This window comes from Amycolatopsis halotolerans, from assembly GCF_042647905.1.
Lineage (GTDB): Bacteria > Actinomycetota > Actinomycetes > Mycobacteriales > Pseudonocardiaceae > Amycolatopsis > Amycolatopsis halotolerans.
The window spans coordinates 199,801-224,978 of record NZ_JBHRWI010000020.1; the positions used below are offsets into that span (position 1 = coordinate 199,801).

A 25,178-nucleotide genomic window follows, 5' to 3' on the forward strand; every position below is an offset into this window, starting at 1 on the left:
TGACAGGCGGCAGTCCGGCGGTGTTCACTGTTCACAACAGAGAGCACCGCTCTCGCAAACCGAGGAGGACCCCATGACCAGCACCCGCTACCTCGAACCGAGCAAGACGATGGCGACGTTCAACGGCATGGTCCGCGGGCTCACCAAACTCGGCCTCAGCGTGTGGGGCAGCCGGGTGCTGGGCGTCCGCGGCCGCAAGTCCGGCGAACTGCGCGAGGTGCCGGTGAACCTGCTGCCGTTCGAGGGCAAGCAGTACCTGGTGGCCGCGCGCGGCGAAACGCAGTGGGTGCGGAACCTCCGCGCCGCGGGCGAGGGCCAGCTGACCGTCGGGCGCCGCACCGAGACCTTCACCTACCGCGAGCTGGCCGACGAGGAGAAGCCCGTCATCCTGCGCTCGTACCTCAAGCGCTGGGCGTTCGAGGTCGGCGCGTTCTTCGACGGCGTGAACGCGAAGGCTCCGGAAGAGAAGCTGCGGGAGATCGCGCCGGGCTACCCGGTGTTCGAGATCTTCACCCGGTGAGTCAGTGCGTGCGTTTCTGGAACGTGGTGGCCGCGACGAGGACCACGCCGACCAGGAACGCGACCAGCCCGATCAGGAACCACAGCTTCTGGCCGGTCATGAAGCTGCCGGTCAGCACGCCGACGCCCTGCAGCACCCACACCGCGCCGACGAGCACCAGCACCACACCGCACGCCAGCGTGATCCACCGCTTCACGACAGCCTCCTCGCTCGGAAGGGAACCTCGAGGAAGTCTCTCAAGGTTCCCTTCGAGCGACTAACCGCGGCGGCGAGGCTGCCCGTTGCCGAACTGCTGGGCTTCGCCGAGCGAGGTCGCGGTGGCCGTGGCGCCTTGGACCTTCGCGACCACCGTGACGTTGTCGCCGGACTTGGGCGAACCGGTTTTGCTGGTCGACGAATCGAGCGTGTAGCTCTGCTTGTAGCCGTCCTTGCTCGTCAAGGTCACCGAGGTGGCGCTGAGTTCGGTGATCGTCCCGGTCTGCAGGCGTTCGGTCACGTACCCGCCAGCGGGATCGGCCACCACGAAGTCGCCGTGCAGCGCGTCCCGCAGCGCGGCCATTCCGCCCATGCCTCCGCGACCGGCGAAACCGCCCTGTCCGCCGGGTCCTCCCGGGCCGCCGAAGCCGCCGGGACCCTGACCCTGCTGTGCGGTCGCGTTGGTGCCGCTGGTGCCCGCCCAGATCGCCAGTCCGCCGCCCACCGCGATCACTACCGCGACGCCCGCCGCGATCGCGGTCTTCCGGCCCGACCACGCTTTCCCCGGGCCGCTGCCGCCGGATGCGGGAGCAGGCTGCTCTCCCCAGGTCGCGCCCTGTGCTGGATCGGTCGTCATGGTCTCCTCCGGAACGTTCGAGCTGGTTCTTCCCGAGCGTCGGGGCGGCCGCTGTGCGGAAGCTGTGCCGGACGTGGGGGACACCTGTGCACCCATGCGGGGGAACACCGCACAGGAAACGCACAGCCGGGGCACAGCCCGACCTGAAGACTGGCCCCGAAGATGGCACCATGAGCAGTGTGAACGCCGCATCTGCCGGCCGGGGCAAGGCCGAACTGCGCCGCGCGGACGGCAGCCCGGTCCGCGTGCTGGTCGTCGACGACGAATCGACGCTGGCCGAACTCGTGTCGATGGCCCTGCGGATGGAGGGCTGGGAGGTGCGCAGCGCGGGCACCGGGGCCGAGGCGGTGCGCGTCGGCCGCGATTTCCGGCCGGACGCCGTGGTGCTCGACGTGATGCTGCCCGATTTCGACGGGCTCGAGGTGCTGCGCCGGATGCGCGCCGAAACGCCTTATCTGCCCGTTCTTTTCCTTACCGCGAAAGACGCGGTGGAGGATCGGATCGCCGGGCTCACCGCGGGCGGCGACGACTACGTGACCAAGCCGTTCAGCCTCGAAGAGGTGGCGTTGCGGCTGCGCGCGCTGCTGCGCCGGGCGGGCGGCGTTTCCGGGTCGACCGGGTCGCAGCTCGTGGTCGGCGATTTGACGCTGGACGAGGACAGCCGCGAGGTGCACCGCGGCGGCGACCTGGTGCCGCTCACCGCGACCGAGTTCGAATTGCTGCGCTACCTGATGCGCAACCCGCGCCGGGTGCTGTCGAAGGCGCAGATCCTCGACCGCGTGTGGAGCTACGATTTCGGCGGCCAGGCCAATATCGTCGAGCTGTACATTTCCTACCTCCGCAAGAAAATCGACGCCGATCGGGAACCGATGATCCACACCATGCGCGGCGCCGGGTATGTCCTCAAACCCGCCGCGGGCTGAGCGCCGCCGTCCGTGGTCGTTGCGCCGCCGGCTGATCATGCAGCTGGCGGCGCTGCTCGCGCTGGTCTGCGTCGTGGTCGGCGTGGTCACCGAACTCGCGTTGAACAGTTTTCTCGTCGGGCAGCTCGACGTGCAGCTGGCGGCGGCGAGCGATCGCGGGTTCCGGCACGGCGTGCCGCGGCCGCCCATCAACGGCACCGGCAAGGTGCCGCCGGATCCGCTGCGCGTGCTCGGCCAGCCCGAGGGGACGCTCAGCCTGACCGTGCACGACGGAAACGTGAACGGGCAGGTGATCGGCCCGCTCGGTCTCGTTCAGCTGACGACGGAGCAGGAACGGGTTTTGCTCGTGCTCGCGCCGAACGGCCAGCGCCGTACGGTCGAGCTTCCCGGGAATCTCGGGAAGTACCGCGTGGTCTCGACGTATTCGCCGCGCGGCGAGTTCACCGTGATCGGGTTGCCGATGACTCGGGTCACGGAAACGTTGTGGCGGTTGGGGTTCATCTTCGGCGGCGTCGCGCTCGGCGGCATTCTCGTCGCCGGGTTCGCCGGCGCGGTCACGATCCGGCGCACGATGGCTCCGCTGGACCGGCTCGCCGCCACCGCTTCCCGGGTTTCCGAACTGCCGCTGGACCGCGGCGAGGTCGCGCTGTCCGAGCGAGTGCCCGAAGTGGACACTGACCCGCGAACCGAGGTCGGCAAGGTCGGTTCGGCGATCAACCGGATGCTGGGTCATATCGCCGAGGCGCTCGCCGCCCGCCAAGCCAGCGAAAGCCGGGTGCGGCAGTTCGTCGCGGACGCGAGCCACGAATTGCGCACGCCGCTCGCCGCGATTCGCGGGTACGCGGAATTGACCCGGCGCAGCGGCGAACAGGTGCCGCCGGACATCGCGTTCGCGATGAGCCGGGTGGAATCCGAATCGGCGCGGATGACGACGCTCGTGGAAGATCTGCTGCTGCTCGCCCGGCTCGACTCCGGACGTCCGGTGGTGCACCAGCCGGTCGATTTGTCCCGCCTGGTCGCGGACGCGGTCGCCGATTCGCACGTCGCCGGACCGGAACACAAGTGGCTGCTGGAACTCCCCGGCGAACCTATCGCGGTGCTGGGCGATTCCGGGCAACTGCACCAGGTGGTGCTGAACCTCCTCGGCAATGCCCGTACGCACACGCCCGCGGGCACCACGGTGACGACCGCACTGTCCACACGAGACGGATGGGTCACTTTGTCCGTTGTGGACGATGGGCCGGGAATTCCGCCGGACATCCTGCCCGAGGTATTCGAGCGGTTCGCCCGCGGCGACAATTCCCGTTCGCGCGCTGCCGGGAGTACCGGGCTGGGCCTGGCGATTGTCGCCGCGGTCGTGGCCGCGCATTCCGGGCGGGTGATGGTCACCAGCGGACCGGGACGGACCGAATTCGTCGCTTCGTTCCCGCAATTGCGTGACGGTGGCAACACTCCCTCGTGAGTGATTCACAGCCCGCGCACAGCCCGGACCGTGAGAATCGCGGGCATGACGACTGTCGACGCGCCCGCCATGGTGGGCACGCCACGCTGGGTTCGCCCCGCGGTCGCGGTGTTGCTGCTCGGCACTGCCGCGCTGTACCTCACCAATGTCGCGATTTCCGGCTGGGGCAACGATTTCTACGCGATGGCCGTGCAAGCGGGCACGTGGGACTGGAAAGCGTGGTTCTTCGGCTCGCTTGATCCGGGCAACGTGGTCACCGTCGACAAACCGCCGCTTTCCCTGTGGATGATGGGATTGTCCGGGCGGATCTTCGGATTCTCCAGCTGGAGCATGCTGGTGCCGGACGCGCTGGCGGGCGTGGGCTCGGTGGGCCTGCTGTATCTGGCGGTGCGGCGGCTTTCCGGTCCGGTGGCGGGGCTGCTGGCCGGGTCGTTGCTCGCGCTCACTCCGGTGGCCGCCTTGATGTTCCGGTTCAACAATCCGGACGCGTTCCTCGTGCTGCTCCTCATCGCTGGTGGGTATTTCCTGGTGCGGGCGCTGGAAAAGGCGAGCACGAAGTGGTTGCTGCTGGCGGGCGTCGCGATTGGGTTCGGATTCCTCGACAAGATGCTTCAGGCGTTCCTGGTGTTGCCCGCCTTCGTGCTCGCGTACGCGGTGGCTGCGCCGACGTCGCTGGGACGGCGGGTGTGGCAACTGCTCGCCGCTGCCGGTGCGGTGGTGGTTTCCGCGGGCTGGTGGGTGCTCGCGGTGGCGTTGTGGCCGGTGGCCGATCGGCCGTACATCAGCGGCTCGACGAACAACAGCGTGCTGGAATTGGCCTTCGGGTACAACGGACTCGGCCGGATTTTCGGACAGTCGCACGGCGGGGACGCGAAACCGAAATTGCCGGAGTTTCCCGGCGCTGAGCATGGTTTTGGCGGCCAAGCGGGCTTGACTCGCTTGTTCACTCAGCAATTCGGCGGTGAGGCGTCCTGGCTGTTGCCCGCGGCGTTGATCGGTCTGATGGCCGGGTTGTGGTTCACCCGGCGAGCGCCACGCACTGATCGCACGCGAGCGGCGTTGCTGCTGTGGGGTGCCTGGACGGTGATCAGCACGCTCGTGTTCAGCTACATGAGCGGGATCATCCACCCGTATTACACGGTCGCACTCGCACCGGGAATCGCCGCCACCGTGGCGATTTCCGCGACTGAGCTGTGGCGCGGTCGCGCTTACCTGGCACCGCGGGTGGTGCTTGCGGTGATGCTGGCGGCGACCGTCGCGTGGAGTTTCGTGCTGCTGCACCGGACGCCGAACTGGCAGCCGTGGGTGCGGTACACCGTGCTGGTGCTCGGCGTCCTAGGCGTGCTTGCGTTGTTGATCGGAACTGCGCGCCGAGTCGTCGCAGGGCTGGCGGTCGTGGCTGCGTTGCTGGGGATGGCGTCTTTCACCGTGGCCACCGCGTCGACTGCGCACACCGGCGGAAGTCCGGCGTCCGGACCGCAAAGCCAGCACAAGGGCCGCACCGGTTTCGGCGGACCGCAACAGTCCAATGTGGAGCTGAATCGGCTGCTGGAGACCACGACGACGAAGTGGGCCGCCGCGGAAACCGGTGCGATGCAGGCCGCCGGGCTGGCGTTGAACAGCGGCAAACCGGTGCTCGCGGTCGGCGGCTTCAGCGGCAGCGACCCCGCGCCGACGCTCGCGCAATTCCAGCAGTATGTGGCGAGCGGCGACATCCACTACTTCGTCGTCTCCGCGCGGGGCGGCCGCGGCGGCCCTGGCGGCAGCCGCGGCACCTCGGGGAAGATCACGAGCTGGGTCGAGCAGCATTTCCGCGCCACCTCGGTCGGCGGCGCGAAGGTGTACGACCTCACTCAAAGCTGACCGAAATATTGGCTCCGCACAAGACAAAACACGGCAGCTCGGCCGGGATGCGCCCGGCGAGCCAGGCGGCCAGCGGAGCCGCGGCGGCGGGTTCGACGACGAGCCGGAAGTCGCGCCACAGCAGGTCGCGCGCGGCGAGGATCTCGGCGTCGGACACCAGCACGGACGTGACGGACGGCGAGTCGAGGATGCCGAACGCCAACTCGCCGACGCGAGTCGCGCCGAGCGCGGAGGCGGCGACTGAGTCGATGGTGACGTCCACCGGCTCGCCCGCGGCAAGGGCGGCGTGCAGTGCCTGGCAGTGCTCCGGCTCCACCGCGAACACCTGACGGCCGCCGGACGCCAGCGTCGCACCGGACGCCAGCCCGCCGCCGCCCACTGCGACGGCGATGGCGTCGACGTCCGGAGCGTCGGCCACGATCTCCGCGGTCGCGGTTCCTTGGCCAGCGATCACGTCGGCGTCGTCGTACGCGTGCAGGTAGCGGGTGCCGGGTTCCTCGGCGACCGCCAGCGCGGCTGCCGCGGCTTCGGCGTAGGCCGTGCCATGCCGGATGAGCTTCGCGCCCGCCGCTTCGATGCCGGCGGCCTTCGCGTCGGGCACGGACTCCGGCACGTAGACGACGGCGGGAATGCCCAGCGCCTGCGCGGCGGTGGCGACGCCGAGGCCGTGGTTGCCGCCCGACGCCGTGACCACTCGCTTCGGCTTAGGACCGCTGAGCAGGGCGTTCACCGCGCCGCGGAGCTTGAACGAACCGGACCGCTGGAGGTGCTCGAGCTTGAGGACGAGCGGACGACCGTCGATTTCGGTGCGTAACAGCGGCGTCCACCGGACGTGTGGTCGGAGGCGGAGGTGGGCTGCGGCGACGTCGGCGGCGACAGGTGCGGTGCGCATCTTGGCCATTCTCCTCTCGCGCATGCTCCCGTGCGTGCCGCTCGCCGGGAAAACCCCAGCGTGTCAGGGCGCGACACGGTACAAGAGGGCATTGTCTAGATCTTGCGGATCTCGCTAAGCTCTGCGCAGACGTGGGGTGTCCGACCATGTGCGTACCGCGACGAGTACTACTGAGAGTAGTAGCTTCCTGCGGGTGTCCCCGTTCGGTGCACTCCACGCCTCGGTCTCGTCGGGACTCCTCGGGAACGGAAGGTGACGTGGATGCGCGACGGCTCGGCCCGGTCGCACGAATCCGCTGCGCGGCTCCTCGACCGCCTCGGACTCCGCACTGTGCAAGCGCGAGTGACCGTGGTGGTCGTAGCGCCGCTGGTCCTGGTCGTAGCGGCGGCGGTTCCGCTCGTCTTTGCCCAGGTCACCGCCGCGTCGACGGCCGCGACCACTTCGGACGCCGCGGCCCGGGCACAGCGGGCGGGCGGCCTGATCGGACAGTTGCAGCGGGAAAGCCTGCTCACGGCCGCTTTTGTCGCTGACCCGTCGGCCACCGATACGGCGCTCGTCCGGCAGCGGCAGGCGGTGGACGGCGCTGCGCACGGCGTCGCGGAAAGCCTGGTCAGCCCGGGCGGAGCGCTGTCGAAACTGCGGCAGAACGTGCTCAATCGGCATGTTTCCGTAGCTGATGTGGCGTCTGGCTACGATTCCATGTCCGTCGGCGTGATCGACGCGCTGGGACTGGCCACTTCGGACGGTACCGGCGCCCGGCGGCTCAACGCCCTCGACGCACTCCTGCGCGCGGACGAGCAGCGAGCGGCCCGGGCGACCGCGCTGATCGCGTCCGCTGGAGCTGATCGCGCAGGTCAGCGCGCTGCCGTCTACGGAGAACAGTTCGCCCGGCTGGCCGGGAGCCAGGACGCGGCGCAGCTCGCCGCGGTCGAGACCGGGGCGACGGCTCAACAGTTCGACCGGCTGGCCGCCGCGCCGAGGCAAGACCGGCAGTTTGTGTCCGATGTGGTCACTGCCGGTACTCAACTCGCCGATCAGCGCGGCGCGGTCGAAGCCCGGCTTTCCGGGGCGATCGCCGACGCGGCCGCCGCGGAGTCGTCCAGCGCGACCCGGACGGCGTTCCTCGTCGGCGGCGCCGCGATTGTCCTTTTCGGACTCGTTGCCGCATTGTCCGTGCTGGCCGCGCGATCCGTCGCCCGGCCGCTGCGCCGGCTGAGCGGCCAAGCCCGCTCGACCGCCGATCTCGCCGCCGCTGAATTGGTTCAGGTCGCCGAGCCGGGATCGGGTCCGCCGCAACCGTTGCTGCCCGCTCTCGAAGCCGGCACCGGCGGCGAATTGGCCGAGTTGGCCGCCGCGTTCAACCGGCTCCGCGGTTCCGCGGCGGACGCGGTCACCGAGCAGGCGAACGCGCGCCGCGCCGGGGTCCAGCTGCTCGTCGGAGCGGCCAAGCGCACGCAGAACCTGGTCGCGGGCCAGCGCACGGTGGTCGAGGAATTGACGCGCAGCGCCGACGATCCGGTGTTGCTCGCCGGGCTGCATCGCGTGGAACACGCCGCGCTCCGGCTGCGCCGCACCGCCGACGATCTGCTTGTGGTGACCGGCAATCGCGACGAAACCCGGGTCGGCGGTCCGATCGAACTGGCCACCGCGCTGCGTTCGGCCGCCGCGGAAATCGACGACGAGTCCCGGATCCGGCTCGACGAACTGGCGGAGGCGCTGCTCGCGCCGTCGCTGGGGATCGACCTGGTGCTGCTGTTCGCCGAGTTGCTGGAAAACGCCGCCGCGTTCTCGCCGCCGGAATCCGCGGTCGAGATCTCGACCGAGTTCCAGCCGTCCGGCGATCTGCTGGTGCGCATCGCCGATCACGGCGTCGGACTGTCCGCGGAACGGCTGGCGCAGGAGAACCGGCGGCTCGCCGAACCGGTCGACGCGGCGTCCGGACAGCAGCTCGGTCTGGCCGTGGTCGGGCGGCTCGCCCAGCGGCATTCGCTGCGCGTCGAACTGGAGTCCACTTCGGACGGTGGCGTGACGGCCCGGGTCTCGGTGCCGCAGGCGCTGTTCACCCGCGACGTCGATTTCCGTCGCGGGCCAGGGCTTTTCGAGCCGGGGCAGGTCCCCGACCCGCGGCCGGTGCTGCTGCCCGCGCCCGCGATCGCCGCGCTGTCCGCGCCGACTCCGGCCGGGTTCCGGTGGTTCATCGACCCACCGGAACCTGAAACCGAAGAGCCTGAGAAGGCCGAGACACCGGAATGGCCGGAGGCTGAGCCGGAATTCGCCTCGCGCGCTGGAACGCTGGAAATCCCCGAAGAGACCGAAGAGCCCGAAGAAACTGAAGAGTCCGAAAAGGACACTTCGGAAGCGAAGGACGGCACGGACCCGTCCCCGACGCACCAGTTCACCGTGGTGGCACCGGAATCCCGCGACGGCGTCTACCGCCGCGTCCCCGGAGCCCAGCTGGCCCCCGGGCTCAAACTGCCGCAGATCGTCCGCACCCCGTTGCCGCGTCGCGAATTGCGCGATCCCGCCGCCGAGCGGGCCACCTTCGACTCGTTTTCCGACGGCGTCGCCAAAGCACAGCAAGTCACCGCTCAGCAGGCCGATCAAGGAGGATCATGACCGTTCCCGCCGCCGCGCAGAACTTCAACTGGCTGGTCAACCGCTTCGCGCTGCACACCGCGGGCGCGATCGCAGCGCTCGCCGTGTCTGCGGACGGGCTGCTGATCGCCGCGTCGCAGGACCTCGACCGCGCGGACGCCGACCGGCTCGCGGCGACCTGCTCGGCGATGCTCGCGCTGGCCCAGAGCGTGTCCGAAAGCCATCCGCTCGGCGATCCGGACAAGGTCGTGGTCGAGCTGGAACGCGGCTACCTGGTGGTCTGCACCATCAGCATCGGCTGCTCGCTCGGCGTGCTGGCCAACAAGCAGGCCAGCCTCGGCACGATCGCCTACGAGATGGCGATGTTCGCCAACCGCGCGTCCGAAGTCCTTACCCCCGCGCTGGTCGAGGAGTTGAAGAACACCGCGTTCGCCTGACCCGTGAAGATTCTCGTGCTTGGCCCGGCCGGAGCCGGGAAAACGACGGCGGTGCACGCCGTTTCGGAGATCGCGCCGGTGCGCACCGACGCCGGCGAGACCACCGCGGCGCTCGACTTCGGCAGGCTCGGCGAGGGCGAGCGGCGGCGGTACCTGTTCGGCGCGCCCGGGCAGGCCCGGTTCTCGTTCCGCTGGCCGGACCTCGTGCGGGGCGCGGACGCCGTGCTCGTGGTGGTCGATCCGCGCCGGATCGCCGACGCCTACCCGGTGCTCGACGCGGTCGAAGGGCTGCGGCTGCCGTTCGTGGTCGGGGTGAACTGCTTCGACGGCCTGCTCACCCGGCCGCTGCACGACGTGCGCTGGGCGCTGACCGTGCGCGACGGCGTCCCGGTGCATCCGTTCGACGCCCGCGACCCGGCGTCGGTGCGCGAGGTGCTCGACCTCGTCGGGGCCGGGGTGGCGCGGGGGTCGGAGGCGCCGCAACCGAGTCCGCTATAGTCGTCTGCGGGGACCCCCCGTGGCGTCCACCCTGTGAACTTCCCCAGGGCCGGAAGGCAGCAAGGATAAGCGGGCTCTGGCGGGTACGGGGGGAACCCGCTTTTTTTATGCCTAGAACAGGCCGAGGACGTCGTCTGGTGGCGTCGGCGAGGGCAACTCTTCCGCGTCGGACACCGATGCGGCCTTCCCCTGAAGCTGACGCAGCTCATCGCCGTGCACCACTCGCGCCGGATACGGCGAGGACGCCGCACGCCGGGTCAGCTCCGCCGTCGGCAGTTCGAGCCGCGAGGCCGCCAGCACGAGATTGCCGAACCGCCGCCCGCGCAGCACGCTCGGTTCGGCGAGCAGGACGACGTGCGGAAACACCTCCGCCAGCGTCGCGATGAACCGGCGCGCGAACCGCAACCCAGGCCCGTCGGAGATGTTCGCCAGCATCGTGGCGCCCGGCCGCAGCACGCGGGCGACGTCCGTCACGAATTCGACGGTCGCTAAACCGCCAGCCAGCGTCGCGCGTTCGAAGGCATCGATCACGATCAAGTCCGCCGTCGCGTCGTGCCTGCTGCGCACGCCCGCGCGGCCGTCCTCGATCCGCACCCGCAGCTTCGGGACGCTGCGCAGCTCGAGTTGTTCGCGGACCAAGTCGATCAGCGGCTCGTCGGCGTCGAACACCAGCTGCCGCGAACCCGGTCGCGTCGCGGCGACGTAGCGCGGCAGGGAACAGCCCGCGCCGCCGACGTGCAGCGCGTCGAGCGGGCCGGGAGGAAGGAAGTCGACCAGATCGCCGAGCCGGCGCACGTAGTCGAACTCCAGGTTCGTCGGGTCGTCCAGATCGACGTAGGACTGCGCCACCCCGTCCACCGAAAGCATCCACGCGTTGGGCCGATCGGCGTCGCGCAGCAGCTCGGCGGTCCCGAACCGCACCGGGTAAGTGCCCGGTCGCGGGCCGCTCGGCGCACGGCCGCGACCGGAACGGGAGGGGCTCACCGTGCTCACTGTAGTCTCGGGCACGTGGCTCTCGCGCTGTACCGGAAGTACCGTCCGGCGACCTTCGCCGAGGTCGTCGGCCAGGAGCATGTGACCGAACCGCTGCGCACGGCGCTGGCCGCCGGGCGCATCAACCACGCGTACCTGTTCTCCGGGCCGCGCGGCTGCGGCAAGACGTCGAGCGCGCGGATCATGGCCCGCTCGCTCAACTGCGTCCAAGGCCCGACCCCGGATCCGTGCGGCGAGTGCAACTCGTGCCGCGCGCTCGCGCCGGAAGGCCCCGGCAGCGTCGACGTCACCGAACTCGACGCGGCCAGCCACGGCGGGGTGGACGACGCCCGCGAACTGCGGGACAAGGCGTTCTACGCGCCCGCCGAATCGCGCTACCGCGTGTTCATCATCGACGAGGCGCACATGGTCACGACGCAGGGCTTCAACGCCCTGCTGAAGATCGTCGAAGAACCGCCAGAGCACCTCATCTTCATCTTCGCGACCACCGAGCCGGACAAGGTGCTCACCACCATCCGCTCGCGGACGCACCATTATCCGTTCCGGCTGATCCCGCCGAGTTCGATGCGGGAACTGCTGGAGCGCAACGTCGCCGCCGAGGGCGCGACGGTCGAACCGGCGGTGTACCCGCTGGTGATCCGCGCCGGCGGCGGTTCCGCGCGCGACACCCAGTCGGTGCTGGACCAGCTGCTCGCCGGGGCCGGCCCGGAAGGCGTCACGTACCCGCGAGCGGTGTCGCTGCTGGGCGTCACGGACACCGCGCTGATCGACGCGGTGGTCGACGGGCTCGCGAACGACAACCCGTCCGAAGTGTTCGGCACCGTCGAGAAACTCGCCGACGCCGGACACGACCCGCGCCGCTTCGCCACCGACCTGCTCGACCGGCTGCGCGACCTGCTGCTGATGCGCGCGGTCCCGGAGGCGGCCGAACGCGGCCTGGTCGCCGCGCCGGACGACGAGCTGAAGCGGATGACCGAGCAGGCCGAGAAGCTCGGCCCGGCCACGCTGTCCCGCTACGCCGACATTGTCCACAGTGGACTTCTCGAGATGCGCGGCGCGACGTCGCCGCGGCTCGTGCTTGAACTGCTCTGCGCGCGGATGCTGCTGCCGTCGGTCACCGAGGCGGAGAAAGCCTTGCTGGCGCGGATCGAACGGCTCGAGCGACGTCCGGCTGGTGCGCCCGCTCCGGCTGGCCCTGCTGTCGCCCCCGGTCCTGCTCCCGCGCCTAACGCCGGTCCCGCGTCCGCCCCGGCCGCTTCCGCTGCTCCGGCGGAGGCTCCGGCGCGGTTCCAGCGGCCTTCGCAGCGTCCGGCTCAGGAAGCTCCCGCCGCGCCTCCGGCTGCGGAGGTTCCGGCTCGTCCGGCCGCGGAGGAACCCGCGCGTCCGGCTCGGCCGGAGGTCAGCCGTCCGGCCGCTCCCGTTGAAACGCCTGCTCCGGCGGCTGCCGCGCCTGCTCCCGAAGCTCCCGCTCCGGCTGCCCCTGAGGAAGCCCCGGCGGCGGGCGGGATCGACGCGGCCAAGGTGCGCGAGAAGTGGCCGCAACTGCTGGCGTCGCTGCGGAAATTCACCGGCGGTCGCGCGCTCGAAGCCATGCTCACGCAGGCCGCGGTCGCCGAGGTCGACGGTTCCGCGGTCACGCTGACGCACAAGTCCGAACCGCTCGCCCGGCGGCTGAGCGACCAGGGCAACGCGAGCAAGATCGCGGCCGGGCTGAGCGAGGTGCTCGGCGGCGACTGGCAGGTCCGCTGCGTGCACGGCGCGGCCCCGGCCGCCGCTCCGGCTCGGCAGGCTCCCCGGCAGCAAGCGGCGGCACCGGCGCCGGAACGGTCGTTCACGCGTCCGTCCGCATCGGCGCAGGCTCCGGCGCCCGCTGCCGCGCCTCCGGCACCGCCGAAGCCCGCGGCGGAAGCGCCGAGCCGCCCCCGCGTCACGACGAGCGAGCCGGACATCCCGCTCCCGCCCGAACCCTCGGACGAGGACGACGACATCTACTCCGAGGACTCCAGCCCGGTCCCGCCGCCTCCGCCGCCGCCCGCGGAGGAGGACCCGGAGCAGATCGCGCGCAAGCTGCTCTCGGACCACCTCGGCGCGCGTCCGCTGGACTAGCGTTCTCGTGGGTGTTTATGCCGGTTAGAACCGGCTGTTAGAACCGGCATCGCCACTCACGAGGCCGTGCTGCGAGGGGCCCTCTCTCGAACTTGGCTTCCAAAGCCGGGCACCTGGGGCGGCAGCGCCATGCGTGGCGGAGTCGCGTGGCCTTGGCCGCCGCAGCTCTTGCCGCGGGCGGATTTGCCGTCCGTGAGGGGAACCCTGAGGGAATCAGAGTCCCTCAGGGTTCCCCTCACGGACCTCGCCCGGGGCGTCGTCGGTCAGTTACCGCACGAGCCGCACGTTCAACGGATGCTGTGTGGGCGGTGCCTGCACGGTTACCGTCCGGGTCGCGGCGTCCCAGGTCCAGGCTCCGCTGCGACGACCGTCCACGTACACCGCGGACGGCGCGGTCGCGTTGGTGAACCGGACGGTCCAGGCCCGCTGCGCGGCGCCGATCGCGAGCGTTGCCGAGTGGGCGTTTTCGGTGTAGCGCAGGGAAGTCGTGGTGCCCGCCTCGTGGAGAGTGAACGCGCCGTCGTGGCCGCCAGCCACTGTGGCGGTCGCGGCGGTAAGCGGTTCGTCGCCGGGAACGTTGCCGCTGCGGGTGACCATGATTCCGCCGGAGCGCAGGAACACCGGCATCGTGTCCAAACCGGTGGTGATCTGCGCGGTGGTGCCGCCCCGGTAGGTCTTGCCGGTGAAGTAGTCGGTCCAGTCGTTGCCCGGCGGGAACCAGACGCTTGTGGTCGCCGTGGCGCCCGGACTGGTCGCGGGAGCCACCAGGACATCCGGGCCGTACAGGTACTCGCCGCCAGCTTGGGCGTAAGCCTCTTGCTGATCCGGGTATTGCAGGTACAGCGGGCGCACGATCGGCATCCCGGTCGCGGTGGCCTGCTGGGCGAGCGTGTACGTGTACGGCACGAGATTTTCGCGCAGGTTAAGGAATTTCGTCGCTGACGCGTCCGCCACGGTTCCGTACTGCCAAGGCAACCGGTCGCTGTGGTTGGAGTGCAGGCGGTCGATCGGCTGGAACGTGCCGAGCTGCACCCAGCGCGCGTACAGATCGTCCGGCAGCTTCGTGCTGCCCGGTTCCGTGCCCGGCTGCTGCAAACCGCCGGTGTGGCCGCCGATGTCGTGGCTTATCGAAGCGAGGCCGGTCGCCGCGGATTCTCCCGGCGTGTAGCCGACTTCGAAGGCCAGCGTGGCCCAGTCGGAAATGGTGTCTCCAGTGAAGTGCAGCGTGGTGCGTTTGTCGGCCCAGGGTCCGGTCGGCACGGCTGTCGGCGAGCTGTATCCACCGGCTTGCAGCGAGCCGTACGCGCGGGAGAACGCGAAGCCGCTGCGCTGTGCGTACTGCTGGTTGATCCACGCGTCTGGAGTTACGCCAGCAAGACTGGATTTCGAGGCGTCACAACACCAATCGAGCCACCAGACGTCGTTGCCCTGCTGCTCCATCGGCCGGTGCAGGTCGAAGTAGGCCCGTAGCTGGTCGGGGTCGCCGAAGTCGAAGACATAGCAGTCTTTTCCGCAGCTGGGCTGCAGTTTGCCTTTCGCGGTCGCTTGCGCTGCCGGGAACTGCGGGTCGTCGCCGCGGATGCTGGGGTGGATGTTCAGCGACGTGTGCAGGCCCTGGTCGTGTGCCCACTGGAAGAATGCCTTCGGATCGGGGAAGCGGGTCGGATCGATTTCCCAGCCGTTCCACCGGTCCGGCGATTTGAAGTCGGTGTCGACGACGAGCATGTCGAGGGGCACGTGCTGTTCGCGGAACTTGGGCACGATCGTCTGCTGGAAGTCAGCGGCCGTGCGGTCGTAGTACTCGGAGTACCAAACGCCGTAGGCCCAGCGGGGAAGCAGCAGGGACGGTCCGGTCAGCTGGGCCAGTTCCTGCAGCGCGCGGCCGTAGTTCTGGCCGTAGGCGAAGACGTATCCGTCCTGGTAGCTCTCGCTGCTCGGTCGCTGGGTGACGACTTTGGTGCGCGGGTCGTACAACGCCGATGCGGTGTCGTCGAGGAGGGACCAGCCGTCCTGGTAAAGGATTCCGGGCGCGGAGACTGCGCTGCCGTCCACGCCGTCGAGACCGCGCCGGTAACCGCCGAGCGGCGCGTGCGGGGCGAGCAGTGCCGAATGCGCTCCGGTGATAGCGACGGTGTCGAGGTTGACGTGACAGCTCGCGTCCGGGCAGGACAGCGTGACGGTGTTGGTTCCAGCCTTGAGCTGGACCGGGATTGTGGTGGTACGCCACGAATTCCAGCTGCTGGTCGACGGCAGGGTCAGGTTGGTCGAGGTGCCGTTGGCTTGGAGCGTCAACGAGGTCGGCTGGGTTTGACCGGAAACGGCGGTCGCGTCGGCGTAGCGGAGTTGCAGATCGTAGGAACCGCCGCTGGGGACGCCGGTGATCGTCAGCGCGTCGGACGCACCGGCTCGTTCCATGCCTGCGAGGAAGGCTTTGCCGGAGTGGCCGTCGTGGTCGCTGGCCGGGTGCGCGCCGCCGGACAGCGCGCCTTGAATGGCCTCGCAGAGAACGCCGAAGGCGCACGGCGTCGGCGCGGGTGGCACGGGCTGGGGGTACTCGGCGCCGGTGTTGACCACGGCAAGGCTGTCGATGTTGACGTTGCCCGAGTCGGCGGTGCCGCGCTTGACGGTCACCTGGTGCTGTCCTGCGGGCAAGGTGATTGGCGCGGTCGCGAGGGCCCAGGTGTCCCAGTCAGCGGTGGCCGGGAGCGTGATGGTGTGGGCGTCGGTGCCGTCTACGAGGACGGTGAGCGTGCGGGTGGTGTGCTGACCGTCGCCGCCGGTTCCGTTGGCGTAGCGCAGATCCAGCTGGTGGTCACCGGCAGCGGTGACGCGGAAAGACAGGCTGTCGCCGGGGTTGGTGAAGCCCGCCGCGAAGCCGTCGCCGGTGTAGCCGCGGTGGTCGTTAGCCGCGCCTGGCCCGTTGAGCTGCAGTTGTTCGGCTTCGCAGAGGGTGCCGAACGCGCAGACCGGAGTCAGCTTGCCCGCCCACGGCCGTGCGGTGACGTCCTGGCTGCCGGTCCGCAGTTGGACGGTCAGGTTGTCGTCGGAAAACGCGCCTGAGTCGAGCTTGTAGCGCAGCTTGACCGCACTGGTCTGGATGGTGAGCCAGCCGTCGCGTTTTGTTGCCGTGTAAGGGGTTTTGCTGAAACCGCTGCGACCGATCGCGTTGAACGTACCGGCGTCGACGAACTTGGCGTCGCCCGCGTACTCGGTCCGGATGAGCGTCGGCGACAGGACTTCGAACCGCGCTTGCCCGGCGGTCACCGCCTGTGGAGCGGCCTCGGCGACTCCCGTTGACACGAGAGTGCCCGCCATGGCTGTCACGGCCAGCAGCCGCACCAGCCGTCCTCGGAGTGATGTTGCCACCGGCGCCTCCTCGAGAAGTCCCCAGCGACGGTAAGTCGGGACCGATCAAGAAAGAAGGCGGTGTCCGGTGTTCTGTCCGCTCAGTAGCCCTTTCGGCTCTCTGTGTCAGGCACCGGCCAGGTACGCCTCGATCGCCTTCGCGATGGCCTGCGCGTAGTGCGCCCGGCCCGCTGCCGACGACATCTGCCCGGCCTCGTCGGCGTTGCGCATGTTGCCGCACTCCACGAGCACGGACGGGCGGGTCGACAGGTTGAGCCCGGCCAGATCGTTTCGTGGCGAAAGGCCCGCCGAACCGATGTAAGTGGACGTGGCGAAGCCGTCGTCGCGGATTCCGTCGCGCATGGTGCGCGCCAGCTTCAGCGACGGTTCGCCCTGCGCCGCGTTCAACGGCGGCGCCGAGTACGCGACGTGGAAGCCGTGCGCGGTCGGCGAAGTTGAGCCGTCGGCGTGGATCGAGACCACCGCGTCGGCGTTCGCGCTGTTGCCGATCTGCGCGCGCTCGTCGACGCACGGGCCGACGCCGGAGTCGTTCTGCCGCGTGTAGACGACCTTGATTCCCTTGGCCGCCAACGCATTCCCGACCTCCTGCGCGACGGCGAAGGTGAAGGCGTGCTCCGGGTACCCGGCGTTGGTCGCCGTGCCGGTGGTGTTGCACGGCTTGGTCTGCCCGCGTCCGGCGGGCACCTTCCGGTTGATGTCGCCGGGGTGCGAGGCGTTGCCGCCGTTGTGTCCGGGATCGAGCACCACGACCTTGCCCGAGCCGACCGGCGGCACCGCGGACGTCGAGGGCGGGCTCGAAGACGACGACACCGGCGGCGGGCTCGACGACGGGCTGGGGCTCGGGGTCGCCGAACCAGCCGCGGACGTCGGCGCAGCGGCAGGTGAGGCAGGCGTCTCGCCGCCGCCGGAACACGCCGTGAGCAGCATCAGGCCGGTCAGCAGCGGGAGTGTCTTCGCTCGCACGCGACCACGGTGCCACAGCACACGCGTGCCGCCAGGACGGACGCGCCGGGCGCGCGGCTACGCTGGGGAGGAACACCCAAACGCGGAAGGACCGAGTGCGATCATGGTGCAACCCGGCGGCGGCGGCTTCGACCTGTCGCAGATCATGCAGCAGGCCCAGCAGATGCAGCAGAAGCTGGTGGAGGCCCAGGAGGAACTCGCCAACACCGAGGTCACCGGCACCGCGGGCGGCGGTCTGGTCACCGCGACGGTGTCCGGCGACAGCCAGCTGAAGAGCCTCGTCATCGACCCGAAGGTCGTCGACCCGGAAGACGTCGAAACCCTGGCCGACCTGGTGGTCGCCGCGGTGCGCGACGCGTCGGCGAGCGCGCAGAAGCTCACCGAGCAGAAACTGGGCCCGCTGGCGGGCGGCCTCGGCGGCGGCATGCCGGACCTCGGCAGCCTCGGCTTCGGCGGCTGACACTTGTACGAAGGTGTCGTCCAAGACCTGATCGACGAACTGGGCCGCTTGCCCGGCGTCGGTCCGAAGAGCGCCCAGCGCATCGCGTTCCACCTGCTGGCCGCCGACCCCGCGGACATCGCGCGGCTGCAGGACGTGCTGGGCAAGGTCAAGGAAGGCGTGCAGTTCTGCGAGATCTGCGGCAACGTCTCGGAACAGGAAACGTGCCGGATCTGCCGCGACGAACGCCGCGACCTCACGGTGATCTGCGTGGTCGAGGAGCCGAAGGACGTGCTGGCGGTCGAGCGGACCCGCGAGTTCAAGGGCCGCTACCACGTCCTCGGCGGCGCGTTGGATCCGTTGTCCGGGATCGGGCCGGAGCAGTTGCGGATGCGGGAGTTGCTGAAGCGCATCGGTGAGGCGGACGTCAAGGAGATCATCATCGCGACGGATCCCAATACCGAGGGCGAGGCCACGGCTACGTACCTGGTGCGGATGCTGCGCGATTTCCCCGGGCTGTCGGTGACGCGGCTGGCGTCGGGGTTGCCGATGGGCGGGGATCTTGAGTTCGCGGACGAGCTGACTTTGGGACGTGCGTTGTCTGGGCGGCGAGTGCTCTAAGCTTTTCTCAGCAGGGAAGGACGCGGCACTAGTGCCGCGTCCTTTTTTGTCCGCTGGGCGGCTGGGATACTCGGGTGATGAAACCGGTGGGTAAGTCCGGTCGTTCTTCTTCTCGAGCACCTGTGGGTCGGAATGGCTGCGCTCTAGTTTTGGTTTTAGGTCGGCAACTGTGTTTTTGGCGTCGGCTTCGCCGCCGCGGGCGGGATCGCCTTTAAGTCGGCGTCTGACGGAGCTGCGTACCCGGCCCGAGGGGGCCGTGCACGCAGCTCCGTCAGACGCCGACGCGATCCCGCGTTGTGGGCGCGTTGGTTATTGGTGGCTGGTGGTGGCTGGGTTAGCAGTAGCCTAGTTGTGCGAGTGAGTTCACTACGATGTCGGACGGGTGGTATTTGTCCATCCAGGAATCGCCGCGGCGATTTTGGTACGTGTCCAGGAAATCTTGCAGTTTGTCGCCGCGCATTTCGGTCAGGATCACGTTTTCGCCGATTCCCACGTGCCGTTCGGTGCGGGCTCGGTGGACCGCGCACGGCAGGCCCAGGTAGCCGCATTCCTCCTGCAGGCCGCCGGAGTCTGTTACTACGTACTCGGCTCGTGCGACTAGTGGCAGGAACTTCAGGTACCGCATCTTCGGCTGGGCGATGAACTTGTCGTCGAACAGATTGTCCAAGCCCAGGGCCCGGATCTTCTCCCGTTCCGGCGCTCCGGCCATGTACAGGATCGGCATCTCGCGGCTCTGCGCGCGCAGGATTTCCAAGACCTCACGGTACTTGTCCGCGCGCGAAACCAGTTCGAACCGGTGCAACGTCGCCAAGCCGAACTTCTCCGGCAAGCCAGGGACATCCAGCGGCTGGTTGACGACCTGGCGCATCGAGTCGATCGCCGTGTTCGCTTCGGTGTTCACCACGACGCCGCGGGCGTTGCGCAGGTTCTGCACCTCGCGCTCGCTGGGGGAGAAGTGGATGTCCACCAGCTTCCCGGCGATTTTGCGGTTCAGTTCCTCCGGCAGCGGCGACAGGATGCTGCCCGACCGCGTGCCCGCCTCGATGTGGCCGACGCGTGCCTTCAGGACCTTCTTGCCGATCAACGCGCCGTACGGCGTCGTGAACGTGTCGCCGTGCACCAGCACCAGCGGCGGGCGGCCGTCGGACGACAACCGTGCGCGCAGTTCGGCGCGGCGGCTCCACGCGGTGCGCATGACCTGTGCCGCCCAGCCGGGGACCTGCGCCGGGGACTCGAGATTGTGCGCCTGCGAACGCGGCACGAACCACAGCGCGGGTTCCGGCAGTTTCAAATCCGAGAGCACGTCCGCGACCTCGTCCACGTGCTGTGCGGTGAACCAGATTTCCGGTTTCGCTCCGCGCTCGGCGATGCGATGGAACACCGGCGCGATTTTGATCAGTTCCGCGGTGGTGCCGACAACGAACGAAATCACCGGTGGATTACCCAATCTCCGGGCCGGCCACAGCCGGGTGAACAGCAGGTCAACGCCGCGGGCCAGGATGCTGTGCGCTCCGCCCCGCCCGGTACAGGGTAGCCTCGCCGGGGTGAGTGCGAATCCGCCCCTCCCGTCGCTCAGCGTCGTGATTCCGGTCTACAACGAACAAGACTGGATCGACCGCAGCGTCGGCGCGCTGATCGCCTCGGCCGAGGCGGCGCGGTGGCCGGTGGAAATCCTTGTCGTGGACGACGGGAGCACCGACGGCACGCCCGCCCGGCTCGCCCGGCTGCGCGACCAGTACGGCATCACCGTGCTGAGCCAGTCCAACAGCGGCCGGTTCGAGGCCCGCCGGGCCGGAATGGCGAAGGCGTCCGGCGAATGGCTGCTGCTGCTGGACAGTCGCGTGCTCGTGGACACCGGCAGCCTCGGGTTTCTGCGCGACCAGTTGACCGGCCACCCCGAGCGCGCGGCCTGGAACGGCCACATCAACGTCGCGTCCGAACACAATCCTTACGCCGGTTTCATGGCCGGGCTCGTCGCATTCTCGTGGCGCGAGTACTTCGCGGATCCGAAGCTGACGTCGTTCGGCATCGCGGAATTCGACCGGTACCCGAAGGGCACCGGATTTTTCTGCGCCCGCCGCGATCTGCTTGAGGGCTCCGCCGCCGCTTTCGAATCGCTGTTCGACGACGTCCGGCTGGCCAGCGACGACACCCGCATGCTGCGCTGGATCGCCGAACGCGCGCGCATTCACCTTGCCCCGCAGTTCTCCGGGACCTACCACGGCCGCGATTCGCTCAAGAAGTTCTGGGCGCAGTCGTTCTTCCGCGGCACCACGTACGTGGATTCCTACCTCGGTTCGCCCGGTCCGGCGCGCACCGCGCTGTTCGGCGCGCTCGCGGTGGGCGCGGTCGGAGCCGGGCTGGCCGTGAAGAAGCCGAAAACGACTGCCGCGCTCGGGATCGCCGGGTCGGCCGCGGCCGCCGCCGCGGTCAAGAAGTGCGGGGCCAGCACCGCCGAGGCGCGTGCGGTCGGCACCTTGCTGCCGGTGTTCGCGGCCGGGTTCGGTTCGGGCGTGTTCCGCGGGTTGTTCCTCGCCTTGCGCGCCCGGCTGCGGCGCCGATGAGCGTGGCGGACACCGGAGCGGCGGCCAACGGGGTCGTCCGGGACACCCATCGCACCGCGGGCAAGCTCGGCGGGTCGCTGATCGCGGCGATCATCCTCGGCTACGTCCTCACCGTCGCCTGCGCGCGGCTGCTGCCGCCGGACCAGTACGCCACCTTCCTCACCTTCTGGGGCCTCCTGATGGGCCTCGGCAGTGCGTTGTCCCCGCTGGAGCAGGAGCTCTCCCGGCAGTCCGCGACGGCGGCGCTGACCGGTGGCGTCGCCGGCCGCGGAGCGCTGCGCGCGGTGGCCGTCTCGGCGGCGGCCGCGGGGGCGTTCGGGCTGGCGCTGCTCATCCCGCCGATCAACGACCGGCTGTTCCACGGAGCCTGGGAACTCGCTCTGGTGGTGGTGGCCGGCGGGGTCGCGTTCGCCTGCCAGTTCGGCGTGCGCGGCCTGCTGATCGGCCAGCACCAGGTCAAGCACTTCGCCGGGCTGATCGTCGCCGAACCCGCGGTCCGCGCGCTGGTGCTGGGCCTGCTCGTGATCGCCACCGCGTACCGGCTGGTGCCGCTGGCACTGGCGGTCGCGGCCGGATCGTTCGCGTGGCTGCTGTTCATCCGCAAGGCGTGGCGGCTGCTGGACGTCCGCGCGGACGGCGACGGCTGGGCGGTCACGAGCCGCCGGATGCTCATGCTGCTGCTCGGCGCGGCTCTCACCGCGACGGTCATCACCGGTTACCCCGCGCTGGTCGGCCTGCTCGCCCCCGGCGGCGACCGGGACCGGATCGGCGCGGTGTTCGCCGCGCTGGTCATCGCCCGGCTGCCGCTGACGCTGGTCGCCCCGGTGCAGTCGCTCGCTGTGCCGTTCGTGGTGCGGCTGTCGGCCACCGAGGACGGCCGGAGCAGGCTGCGCCGGGTGCTGCTGCTGGGCACCTTCGCCGCGCTCGCGCTGGCCGCGCTCGGTGCGCTGGTCGGCATGCTGATCGGGCCGTGGGCGGTCGAACTCGTCTACGGAGCCGCCTACCAGGTGGACGGCTGGGCGGTCGCCGGGCTCGTGTGGTCCTCGGTGTTGCTGGTGCCGATGCAGTTGCTCACCGCCGTGCTGGTGGCGCGCGCCCAGGCCAACCGCGTGTTGATCACCTGGGCAGTGGTCGCGGTCACCGCGGCGGCGTTGCTGCTCGCCATTCCGGGCGACACCGTGCTGCGCGCCGTCGTTTCGCTCGCCGTCGCGCCGATGGCCGGGCTCGTCGTCGTGCTGGTGTTCGTACTCACCAATTCGTCCGCGGAAGCAACGTCTGACACGGGTGAAGCGTGTTCTTAGCGTCGCAGTAGTGTGAGTTCCGAGCCGCCGGTTCCCGGCGCGCGTCGGATGGCGAAAGCCAATCAGGTTTGGATTCGAATTCGATGAACGTTCTTCTGGTGCTGCTTGCATTCTGGGTGCCCGGGCTCGTCTTCGGAGCGGCCATCCGGTTGCGCGGGTGGACGCTCGCCGCCGCGGCGCCGCTGCTGACGTTCGGGGTCATCGCGCTCGGCGTGCCGGTGCTGGGCGGCCTCGGCATCCGCTGGTCGCTGCTCAACGTCGTGCTGTGGACGCTGGTCCTCGCGGTCGTCGGCTTCGGGCTCGCGTTCGGGGCGCAGCGGCTGCGTGCCCGCAGGCACCCGGACTGGGCGGGCGAGGAGCTGGCGAAGCTGCCGCTGCGCGACCACCTCGTGATGGCGACGGGCGTCGTCGTCGCACTGGGCGTGGGCGCGGTCACTTTCTTGCGCGGCACCAACGGGATCAACACCGTCCAGCAGGGCTGGGACGCGCCGTTCCACGGCAACCTGATCCGCTGGATCGCCGAACACGGCGACGCCCGGCCGTCCACTGTGGGCACCATCGCGAACCTGCCGAACCAGGGCAACTACTTCTACCCGGACACGTATCACGCCTTGCTCGCGCTGGTTTTCGGCAAGGGCGGGCTGACCATGATGCCCACGCTGAACCTGGCCGCGCTGGCGGTGATTTTCACCGTGCCGTTCGGGATCGCCGCGCTGTGCCGGGTCTGGGGCATGCCCGCGCTCGGCACCGCCGCGGCCGCCGCGGTCAGCACGTGGTTCAGCGCCTTCCCGTACGACTCGTTGTGGCGCGGTCCGTTGTGGCCCTACGTCGCCGGGGTCGCGTTGATTCCGGCGATGCTGGCGCTCGGCCGCTATTTGCTGAAGCCCAACGGCATCGCCGGTCCGGTCGCGATCGGGGTCGGCGTGGCCGGGTTGTGCGGTCTGCACACCAGTGTCGTGTTCGTGGTCGTTGTTTATTTCCTGCTTATTCTTGTCGCCGTTCTCTGCCGTTTCGAGAAGATCGAATGGCGGCGCAGCCTGCCCTCGCTGATCGCGACCGGCGGCTTGGCGATCGTGCTCGGCGTGCCGCTGGTGCTGCCCTCGCTGTACAACGCGGGCGGGGTCACGAGCGCGTACTGGGCGCCGGAGACCACGCTCGCCGGCGGTTTGGGCCAGACGATCACGTTCTCCCCGATGTCGGACTTCCCGCAGTGGTGGGTCGGCGTGCCCGCGTTCATCGGGCTCGTCCTGCTAGTGCGGCACCGGCGGATGCTGTGGCTGGTCGCCGCGTACGTCGTGTTCGGCGGCCTCTTCATGCTCACGGTGTCGGTCAACTCGCCGATCATGCAGAAGCTGACCAGCCTCTTCTACAACGACCACTGGCGGATCGCCGCGCTGGTGCCATTGGTGGGCGCGGTCGCGTTCGGAGAGTTCGCGCACACCGCCGCCGCCTGGTTCACGCGGAAGGCGCAGCCGCGGGTCAACCTCAAGCCGGCCATGCTCGGCGTGGTCGGGGTCGTCCTGCTGCTGGTGGTGTGCGGCGGCCTGAGCAAGGGCGGCTACGTCGGCCGCAACGCGAGCCGGCTGGCCGTCACCTACCAGGACGGGCCGACCGTGTCCAAGGCGGAGGAAGCCGCCTTCACCTGGCTGGGCCAGCACACCGTGCCGGGCGAGCGGGTGATGAACAACCGGTCCGACGGTTCCGCGTGGATGTACGCGCTGGCCGGAGTTCAGCCGGTCGAGTGGACCTTCTACGGCGCCGAGGCGAACACCAAGGCCGCGTACCTGAGCGCGTGGGTCAACGACATCGACAAGTACCAGCAGGTCCGCGCCGACCTCACCGACCTGCGGGTGCGCTATCTGATCCAGGCCAAGGGGAAGGCCGCGGAAAACGCGGTCGAGTCCGTCGGCGTGGCGCGGGTCCGGCCCGGCCCGCAGTTCCGCGTGGTGTTCCGCAACGAGGGCGCGACGATCTACGAGATCGCCGGACAGTCCGGCGTGACCGCCCCTACCACGGCGAACGGTCAGTAAGCGGTTATGGTGGCTGCCGTGTCCAGCACATCCGTGAGCACTCGTCGCGTGCTCATCGTGATGCCCGCGCTCAATGAGCAAGACAGCGTTGTTTCGGTGCTCGCTCAGGTCAAGCAGTCGCTGCCGGGTGCGGACGTGCTGGTGGTCGACGACGGTTCGACCGACCGCACCGCCGAACTCGCCCGCGCCTGCGGCGTCCGGGTGGCCCGGCTGTCGGTGAACCTCGGCGTGGGCGGCGCGATGCGCACCGGTTTCCGTTACGCCGCCGCGCGCGGCTACGACGCCGTCGTCCAGGTCGACGCCGACGGCCAGCACGACCCGGACGAGGTCGGTGCCTTGCTGCGGCTCCTCGACGAGGGCGCCGACATCGCGATCGGCTCCCGGTTCGCCGGCAAGGGCGCCTACCGCGCGGTCGGGCCGCGCAAGTACGCGATGGTCGCGCTGTCGCTGGTGTTCAGTCGGCTGTCCGGCAGCAAGCTCACCGACGTCACCTCCGGATTCAAGGCGATGGGCCCGCGTGCGATCCGCCTGTTCGCCGGCTACTACCCGGCCGAGTACCTCGGCGACACGGTCGAAGCGCTGGTGATGGCGATCCGGGCGAAACTGTCCATTCGAGAGACCCCGGTGGTCATGCGCGAACGCGCGGGCGGCAAGCCGAGCCATTCGCCGGTGAAGTCCGCGGTGTACCTGGGCCGCGCGGGCCTCGCCCTGCTGCTCGCGCTCGTGCGCCGTCGTCCGTCCGTCGACTCGTCCGTCGCGGCGTAGGGAGGCTC

At 69.6% G+C, this 25,178-nt stretch carries 21 protein-coding genes and 1 other RNA gene; 15 read left to right on the top strand and 7 right to left on the bottom strand.

All coding sequences use genetic code 11. The features are described 5' to 3' along the window. Window positions 1-73: 73 nt before the first annotated feature. Window positions 74-520, top strand: a complete 447-nt coding sequence (locus tag ACFORO_RS15975; protein WP_377867954.1) for a nitroreductase family deazaflavin-dependent oxidoreductase — start codon at window positions 74-76, stop codon at window positions 518-520. Window position 521: 1 nt separating this feature from the next. Here the strand turns inward: ACFORO_RS15975 and ACFORO_RS15980 are convergent, their stop codons facing one another. Together ACFORO_RS15980 and ACFORO_RS15985 are read right to left on the bottom strand one after the other, a co-directional pair. After that, entirely contained in the window at window positions 522-716 is a 195-nt protein-coding gene (locus ACFORO_RS15980; RefSeq protein ID WP_377867953.1) for a hypothetical protein, read from the bottom strand. A gap of 60 nt (window positions 717-776) precedes the next feature. After that, window positions 777-1,352 (bottom strand): hypothetical protein, encoded by a 576-nt coding sequence (locus ACFORO_RS15985; RefSeq protein WP_354748706.1) that lies wholly within the window; start codon window positions 1,350-1,352, stop codon window positions 777-779. A 170-nt stretch (window positions 1,353-1,522) separates the two neighbouring features. Here ACFORO_RS15985 and ACFORO_RS15990 point away from each other — a divergent pair, with 170 nt between their 5' ends. The 3 genes from ACFORO_RS15990 to ACFORO_RS16000 are packed head-to-tail and all read left to right on the top strand — an operon-like array spanning window position 1,523 to window position 5,600. Beyond that, the gene (locus ACFORO_RS15990; protein ID WP_043834561.1) at window positions 1,523-2,275 is read left to right on the top strand and encodes a response regulator transcription factor; all 753 of its coding nucleotides are present in this window, start codon (window positions 1,523-1,525) and stop codon (window positions 2,273-2,275) included. Next, window positions 2,250-3,737 (top strand): sensor histidine kinase, encoded by a 1,488-nt coding sequence (locus tag ACFORO_RS15995; protein WP_377867952.1) that lies wholly within the window; start codon window positions 2,250-2,252, stop codon window positions 3,735-3,737. The genes ACFORO_RS15990 and ACFORO_RS15995 overlap by 26 nt, the downstream gene beginning before the upstream one ends. Window positions 3,738-3,782: 45 nt before the next feature. Next, window positions 3,783-5,600, top strand: coding sequence for a glycosyltransferase family 39 protein (locus tag ACFORO_RS16000; RefSeq protein WP_377867951.1), 1,818 nt, complete (start codon window positions 3,783-3,785; stop codon window positions 5,598-5,600). On the opposite strand, the gene ACFORO_RS16005 is transcribed toward ACFORO_RS16000, so the two are convergent. Next, complete coding sequence (locus tag ACFORO_RS16005; RefSeq protein WP_377867950.1) at window positions 5,587-6,492, bottom strand: serine/threonine dehydratase; 906 nt, start codon at window positions 6,490-6,492, stop codon at window positions 5,587-5,589. The genes ACFORO_RS16000 and ACFORO_RS16005 overlap by 14 nt on opposite strands. A 261-nt stretch (window positions 6,493-6,753) precedes the next feature. Between ACFORO_RS16005 and ACFORO_RS16010 the strand changes: the two genes are divergently transcribed. From ACFORO_RS16010 to ffs, 4 genes are all read left to right on the top strand, one after another. Then, window positions 6,754-9,108, top strand: a complete 2,355-nt coding sequence (locus tag ACFORO_RS16010) for a sensor histidine kinase (protein ID WP_377867949.1) — start codon at window positions 6,754-6,756, stop codon at window positions 9,106-9,108. Then, on the top strand, window positions 9,105-9,524 hold the full coding sequence (locus ACFORO_RS16015; RefSeq protein WP_009084595.1) for a roadblock/LC7 domain-containing protein: 420 nt from the start codon (window positions 9,105-9,107) through the stop codon (window positions 9,522-9,524). Before ACFORO_RS16010 ends, ACFORO_RS16015 begins: the two co-directional genes overlap by 4 nt. Window positions 9,525-9,527: 3 nt before the next feature. Further along, window positions 9,528-10,022: a GTP-binding protein gene (locus tag ACFORO_RS16020; RefSeq protein WP_377867948.1), complete on the top strand. Its 495-nt coding sequence runs from the start codon at window positions 9,528-9,530 to the stop codon at window positions 10,020-10,022. Window positions 10,023-10,027: 5 nt separating this feature from the next. Next, window positions 10,028-10,127: signal recognition particle sRNA small type (gene ffs / locus ACFORO_RS16025), an RNA gene on the top strand. A 6-nt stretch (window positions 10,128-10,133) separates the two neighbouring features. Here the strand turns inward: ffs and ACFORO_RS16030 are convergent. Further along, window positions 10,134-11,006, bottom strand: a complete 873-nt coding sequence (locus ACFORO_RS16030) for a spermidine synthase (protein WP_446681574.1) — start codon at window positions 11,004-11,006, stop codon at window positions 10,134-10,136. A gap of 24 nt (window positions 11,007-11,030) precedes the next feature. Here ACFORO_RS16030 and ACFORO_RS16035 point away from each other — a divergent pair, with 24 nt between their 5' ends. Then, a complete protein-coding gene (locus ACFORO_RS16035) occupies window positions 11,031-13,121 on the top strand; it encodes a DNA polymerase III subunit gamma and tau (RefSeq protein WP_377867947.1) in 2,091 nt (696 codons plus the stop codon). 267 nt (window positions 13,122-13,388) lie between these two features. Here ACFORO_RS16035 and ACFORO_RS16040 read toward each other — a convergent pair whose 3' ends face one another. Both ACFORO_RS16040 and ACFORO_RS16045 read right to left on the bottom strand, forming a co-directional pair. After that, window positions 13,389-16,487 (bottom strand): TIM-barrel domain-containing protein, encoded by a 3,099-nt coding sequence (locus tag ACFORO_RS16040; RefSeq protein WP_377867946.1) that lies wholly within the window; start codon window positions 16,485-16,487, stop codon window positions 13,389-13,391. Between the two features lie 105 nt (window positions 16,488-16,592). Then, window positions 16,593-17,414: an N-acetylmuramoyl-L-alanine amidase gene (locus tag ACFORO_RS16045; RefSeq protein WP_377868086.1), complete on the bottom strand. Its 822-nt coding sequence runs from the start codon at window positions 17,412-17,414 to the stop codon at window positions 16,593-16,595. A gap of 139 nt (window positions 17,415-17,553) precedes the next feature. Between ACFORO_RS16045 and ACFORO_RS16050 the strand changes: the two genes are divergently transcribed. Together ACFORO_RS16050 and recR are read left to right on the top strand one after the other, a co-directional pair. Beyond that, a complete protein-coding gene (locus ACFORO_RS16050; RefSeq protein ID WP_344265967.1) occupies window positions 17,554-17,910 on the top strand; it encodes a YbaB/EbfC family nucleoid-associated protein in 357 nt (118 codons plus the stop codon). A 3-nt stretch (window positions 17,911-17,913) separates the two neighbouring features. After that, window positions 17,914-18,510 carry a recombination mediator RecR gene (gene recR, locus ACFORO_RS16055; protein WP_354747568.1) on the top strand — a complete coding sequence of 199 codons (597 nt, stop codon included), beginning with the start codon at window positions 17,914-17,916 and terminating at the stop codon, window positions 18,508-18,510. Between the two features lie 334 nt (window positions 18,511-18,844). Here the strand turns inward: recR and ACFORO_RS16060 are convergent, their stop codons facing one another. Beyond that, entirely contained in the window at window positions 18,845-19,942 is a 1,098-nt protein-coding gene (locus ACFORO_RS16060) for a UDP-N-acetylglucosamine 2-epimerase (protein ID WP_377867945.1), read from the bottom strand. Window positions 19,943-20,054: 112 nt separating this feature from the next. On the opposite strand from ACFORO_RS16060, the gene ACFORO_RS16065 reads away from it, so the two are divergent. From ACFORO_RS16065 to ACFORO_RS16080, 4 genes are all read left to right on the top strand, one after another. Beyond that, entirely contained in the window at window positions 20,055-21,074 is a 1,020-nt protein-coding gene (locus ACFORO_RS16065) for a glycosyltransferase family 2 protein (RefSeq protein ID WP_377896576.1), read from the top strand. Beyond that, on the top strand, window positions 21,071-22,375 hold the full coding sequence (locus tag ACFORO_RS16070) for a hypothetical protein (protein WP_354747562.1): 1,305 nt from the start codon (window positions 21,071-21,073) through the stop codon (window positions 22,373-22,375). The genes ACFORO_RS16065 and ACFORO_RS16070 overlap by 4 nt, the downstream gene beginning before the upstream one ends. Before the next feature lie 83 nt (window positions 22,376-22,458). Then, window positions 22,459-24,405: a DUF6541 family protein gene (locus tag ACFORO_RS16075; protein ID WP_377867943.1), complete on the top strand. Its 1,947-nt coding sequence runs from the start codon at window positions 22,459-22,461 to the stop codon at window positions 24,403-24,405. 6 nt (window positions 24,406-24,411) lie between these two features. Further along, window positions 24,412-25,170 carry a glycosyltransferase family 2 protein gene (locus ACFORO_RS16080; protein ID WP_354747558.1) on the top strand — a complete coding sequence of 253 codons (759 nt, stop codon included), beginning with the start codon at window positions 24,412-24,414 and terminating at the stop codon, window positions 25,168-25,170. The last annotated feature ends 8 nt before the right edge of the window (window positions 25,171-25,178 follow it).

What these genes read in the sequence shown, in the direction of transcription:
- ACFORO_RS15975 (WP_377867954.1), top strand. Translation starts at nt 74, where the DNA reads ATGACCAGCACCCGCTACCTCGAACCGAGCAAGACGATGGCGACGTTC.
- ACFORO_RS15985 (WP_354748706.1), bottom strand. Translation starts at nt 1,352, where the DNA reads ATGACGACCGATCCAGCACAGGGCGCGACCTGGGGAGAGCAGCCTGCT.
- ACFORO_RS15990 (WP_043834561.1), top strand. Translation starts at nt 1,523, where the DNA reads ATGAGCAGTGTGAACGCCGCATCTGCCGGCCGGGGCAAGGCCGAACTG.
- ACFORO_RS15995 (WP_377867952.1), top strand. Translation starts at nt 2,250, where the DNA reads ATGTCCTCAAACCCGCCGCGGGCTGAGCGCCGCCGTCCGTGGTCGTTG.
- ACFORO_RS16000 (WP_377867951.1), top strand. Translation starts at nt 3,783, where the DNA reads ATGACGACTGTCGACGCGCCCGCCATGGTGGGCACGCCACGCTGGGTT.
- ACFORO_RS16005 (WP_377867950.1), bottom strand. Translation starts at nt 6,492, where the DNA reads ATGCGCACCGCACCTGTCGCCGCCGACGTCGCCGCAGCCCACCTCCGC.
- ACFORO_RS16010 (WP_377867949.1), top strand. Translation starts at nt 6,754, where the DNA reads ATGCGCGACGGCTCGGCCCGGTCGCACGAATCCGCTGCGCGGCTCCTC.
- ACFORO_RS16015 (WP_009084595.1), top strand. Translation starts at nt 9,105, where the DNA reads ATGACCGTTCCCGCCGCCGCGCAGAACTTCAACTGGCTGGTCAACCGC.
- ACFORO_RS16045 (WP_377868086.1), bottom strand. Translation starts at nt 17,414, where the DNA reads ATGCTGCTCACGGCGTGTTCCGGCGGCGGCGAGACGCCTGCCTCACCT.
- ACFORO_RS16050 (WP_344265967.1), top strand. Translation starts at nt 17,554, where the DNA reads ATGGTGCAACCCGGCGGCGGCGGCTTCGACCTGTCGCAGATCATGCAG.
- ACFORO_RS16070 (WP_354747562.1), top strand. Translation starts at nt 21,071, where the DNA reads ATGAGCGTGGCGGACACCGGAGCGGCGGCCAACGGGGTCGTCCGGGAC.
- ACFORO_RS16075 (WP_377867943.1), top strand. Translation starts at nt 22,459, where the DNA reads ATGAACGTTCTTCTGGTGCTGCTTGCATTCTGGGTGCCCGGGCTCGTC.
- ACFORO_RS16080 (WP_354747558.1), top strand. Translation starts at nt 24,412, where the DNA reads ATGGTGGCTGCCGTGTCCAGCACATCCGTGAGCACTCGTCGCGTGCTC.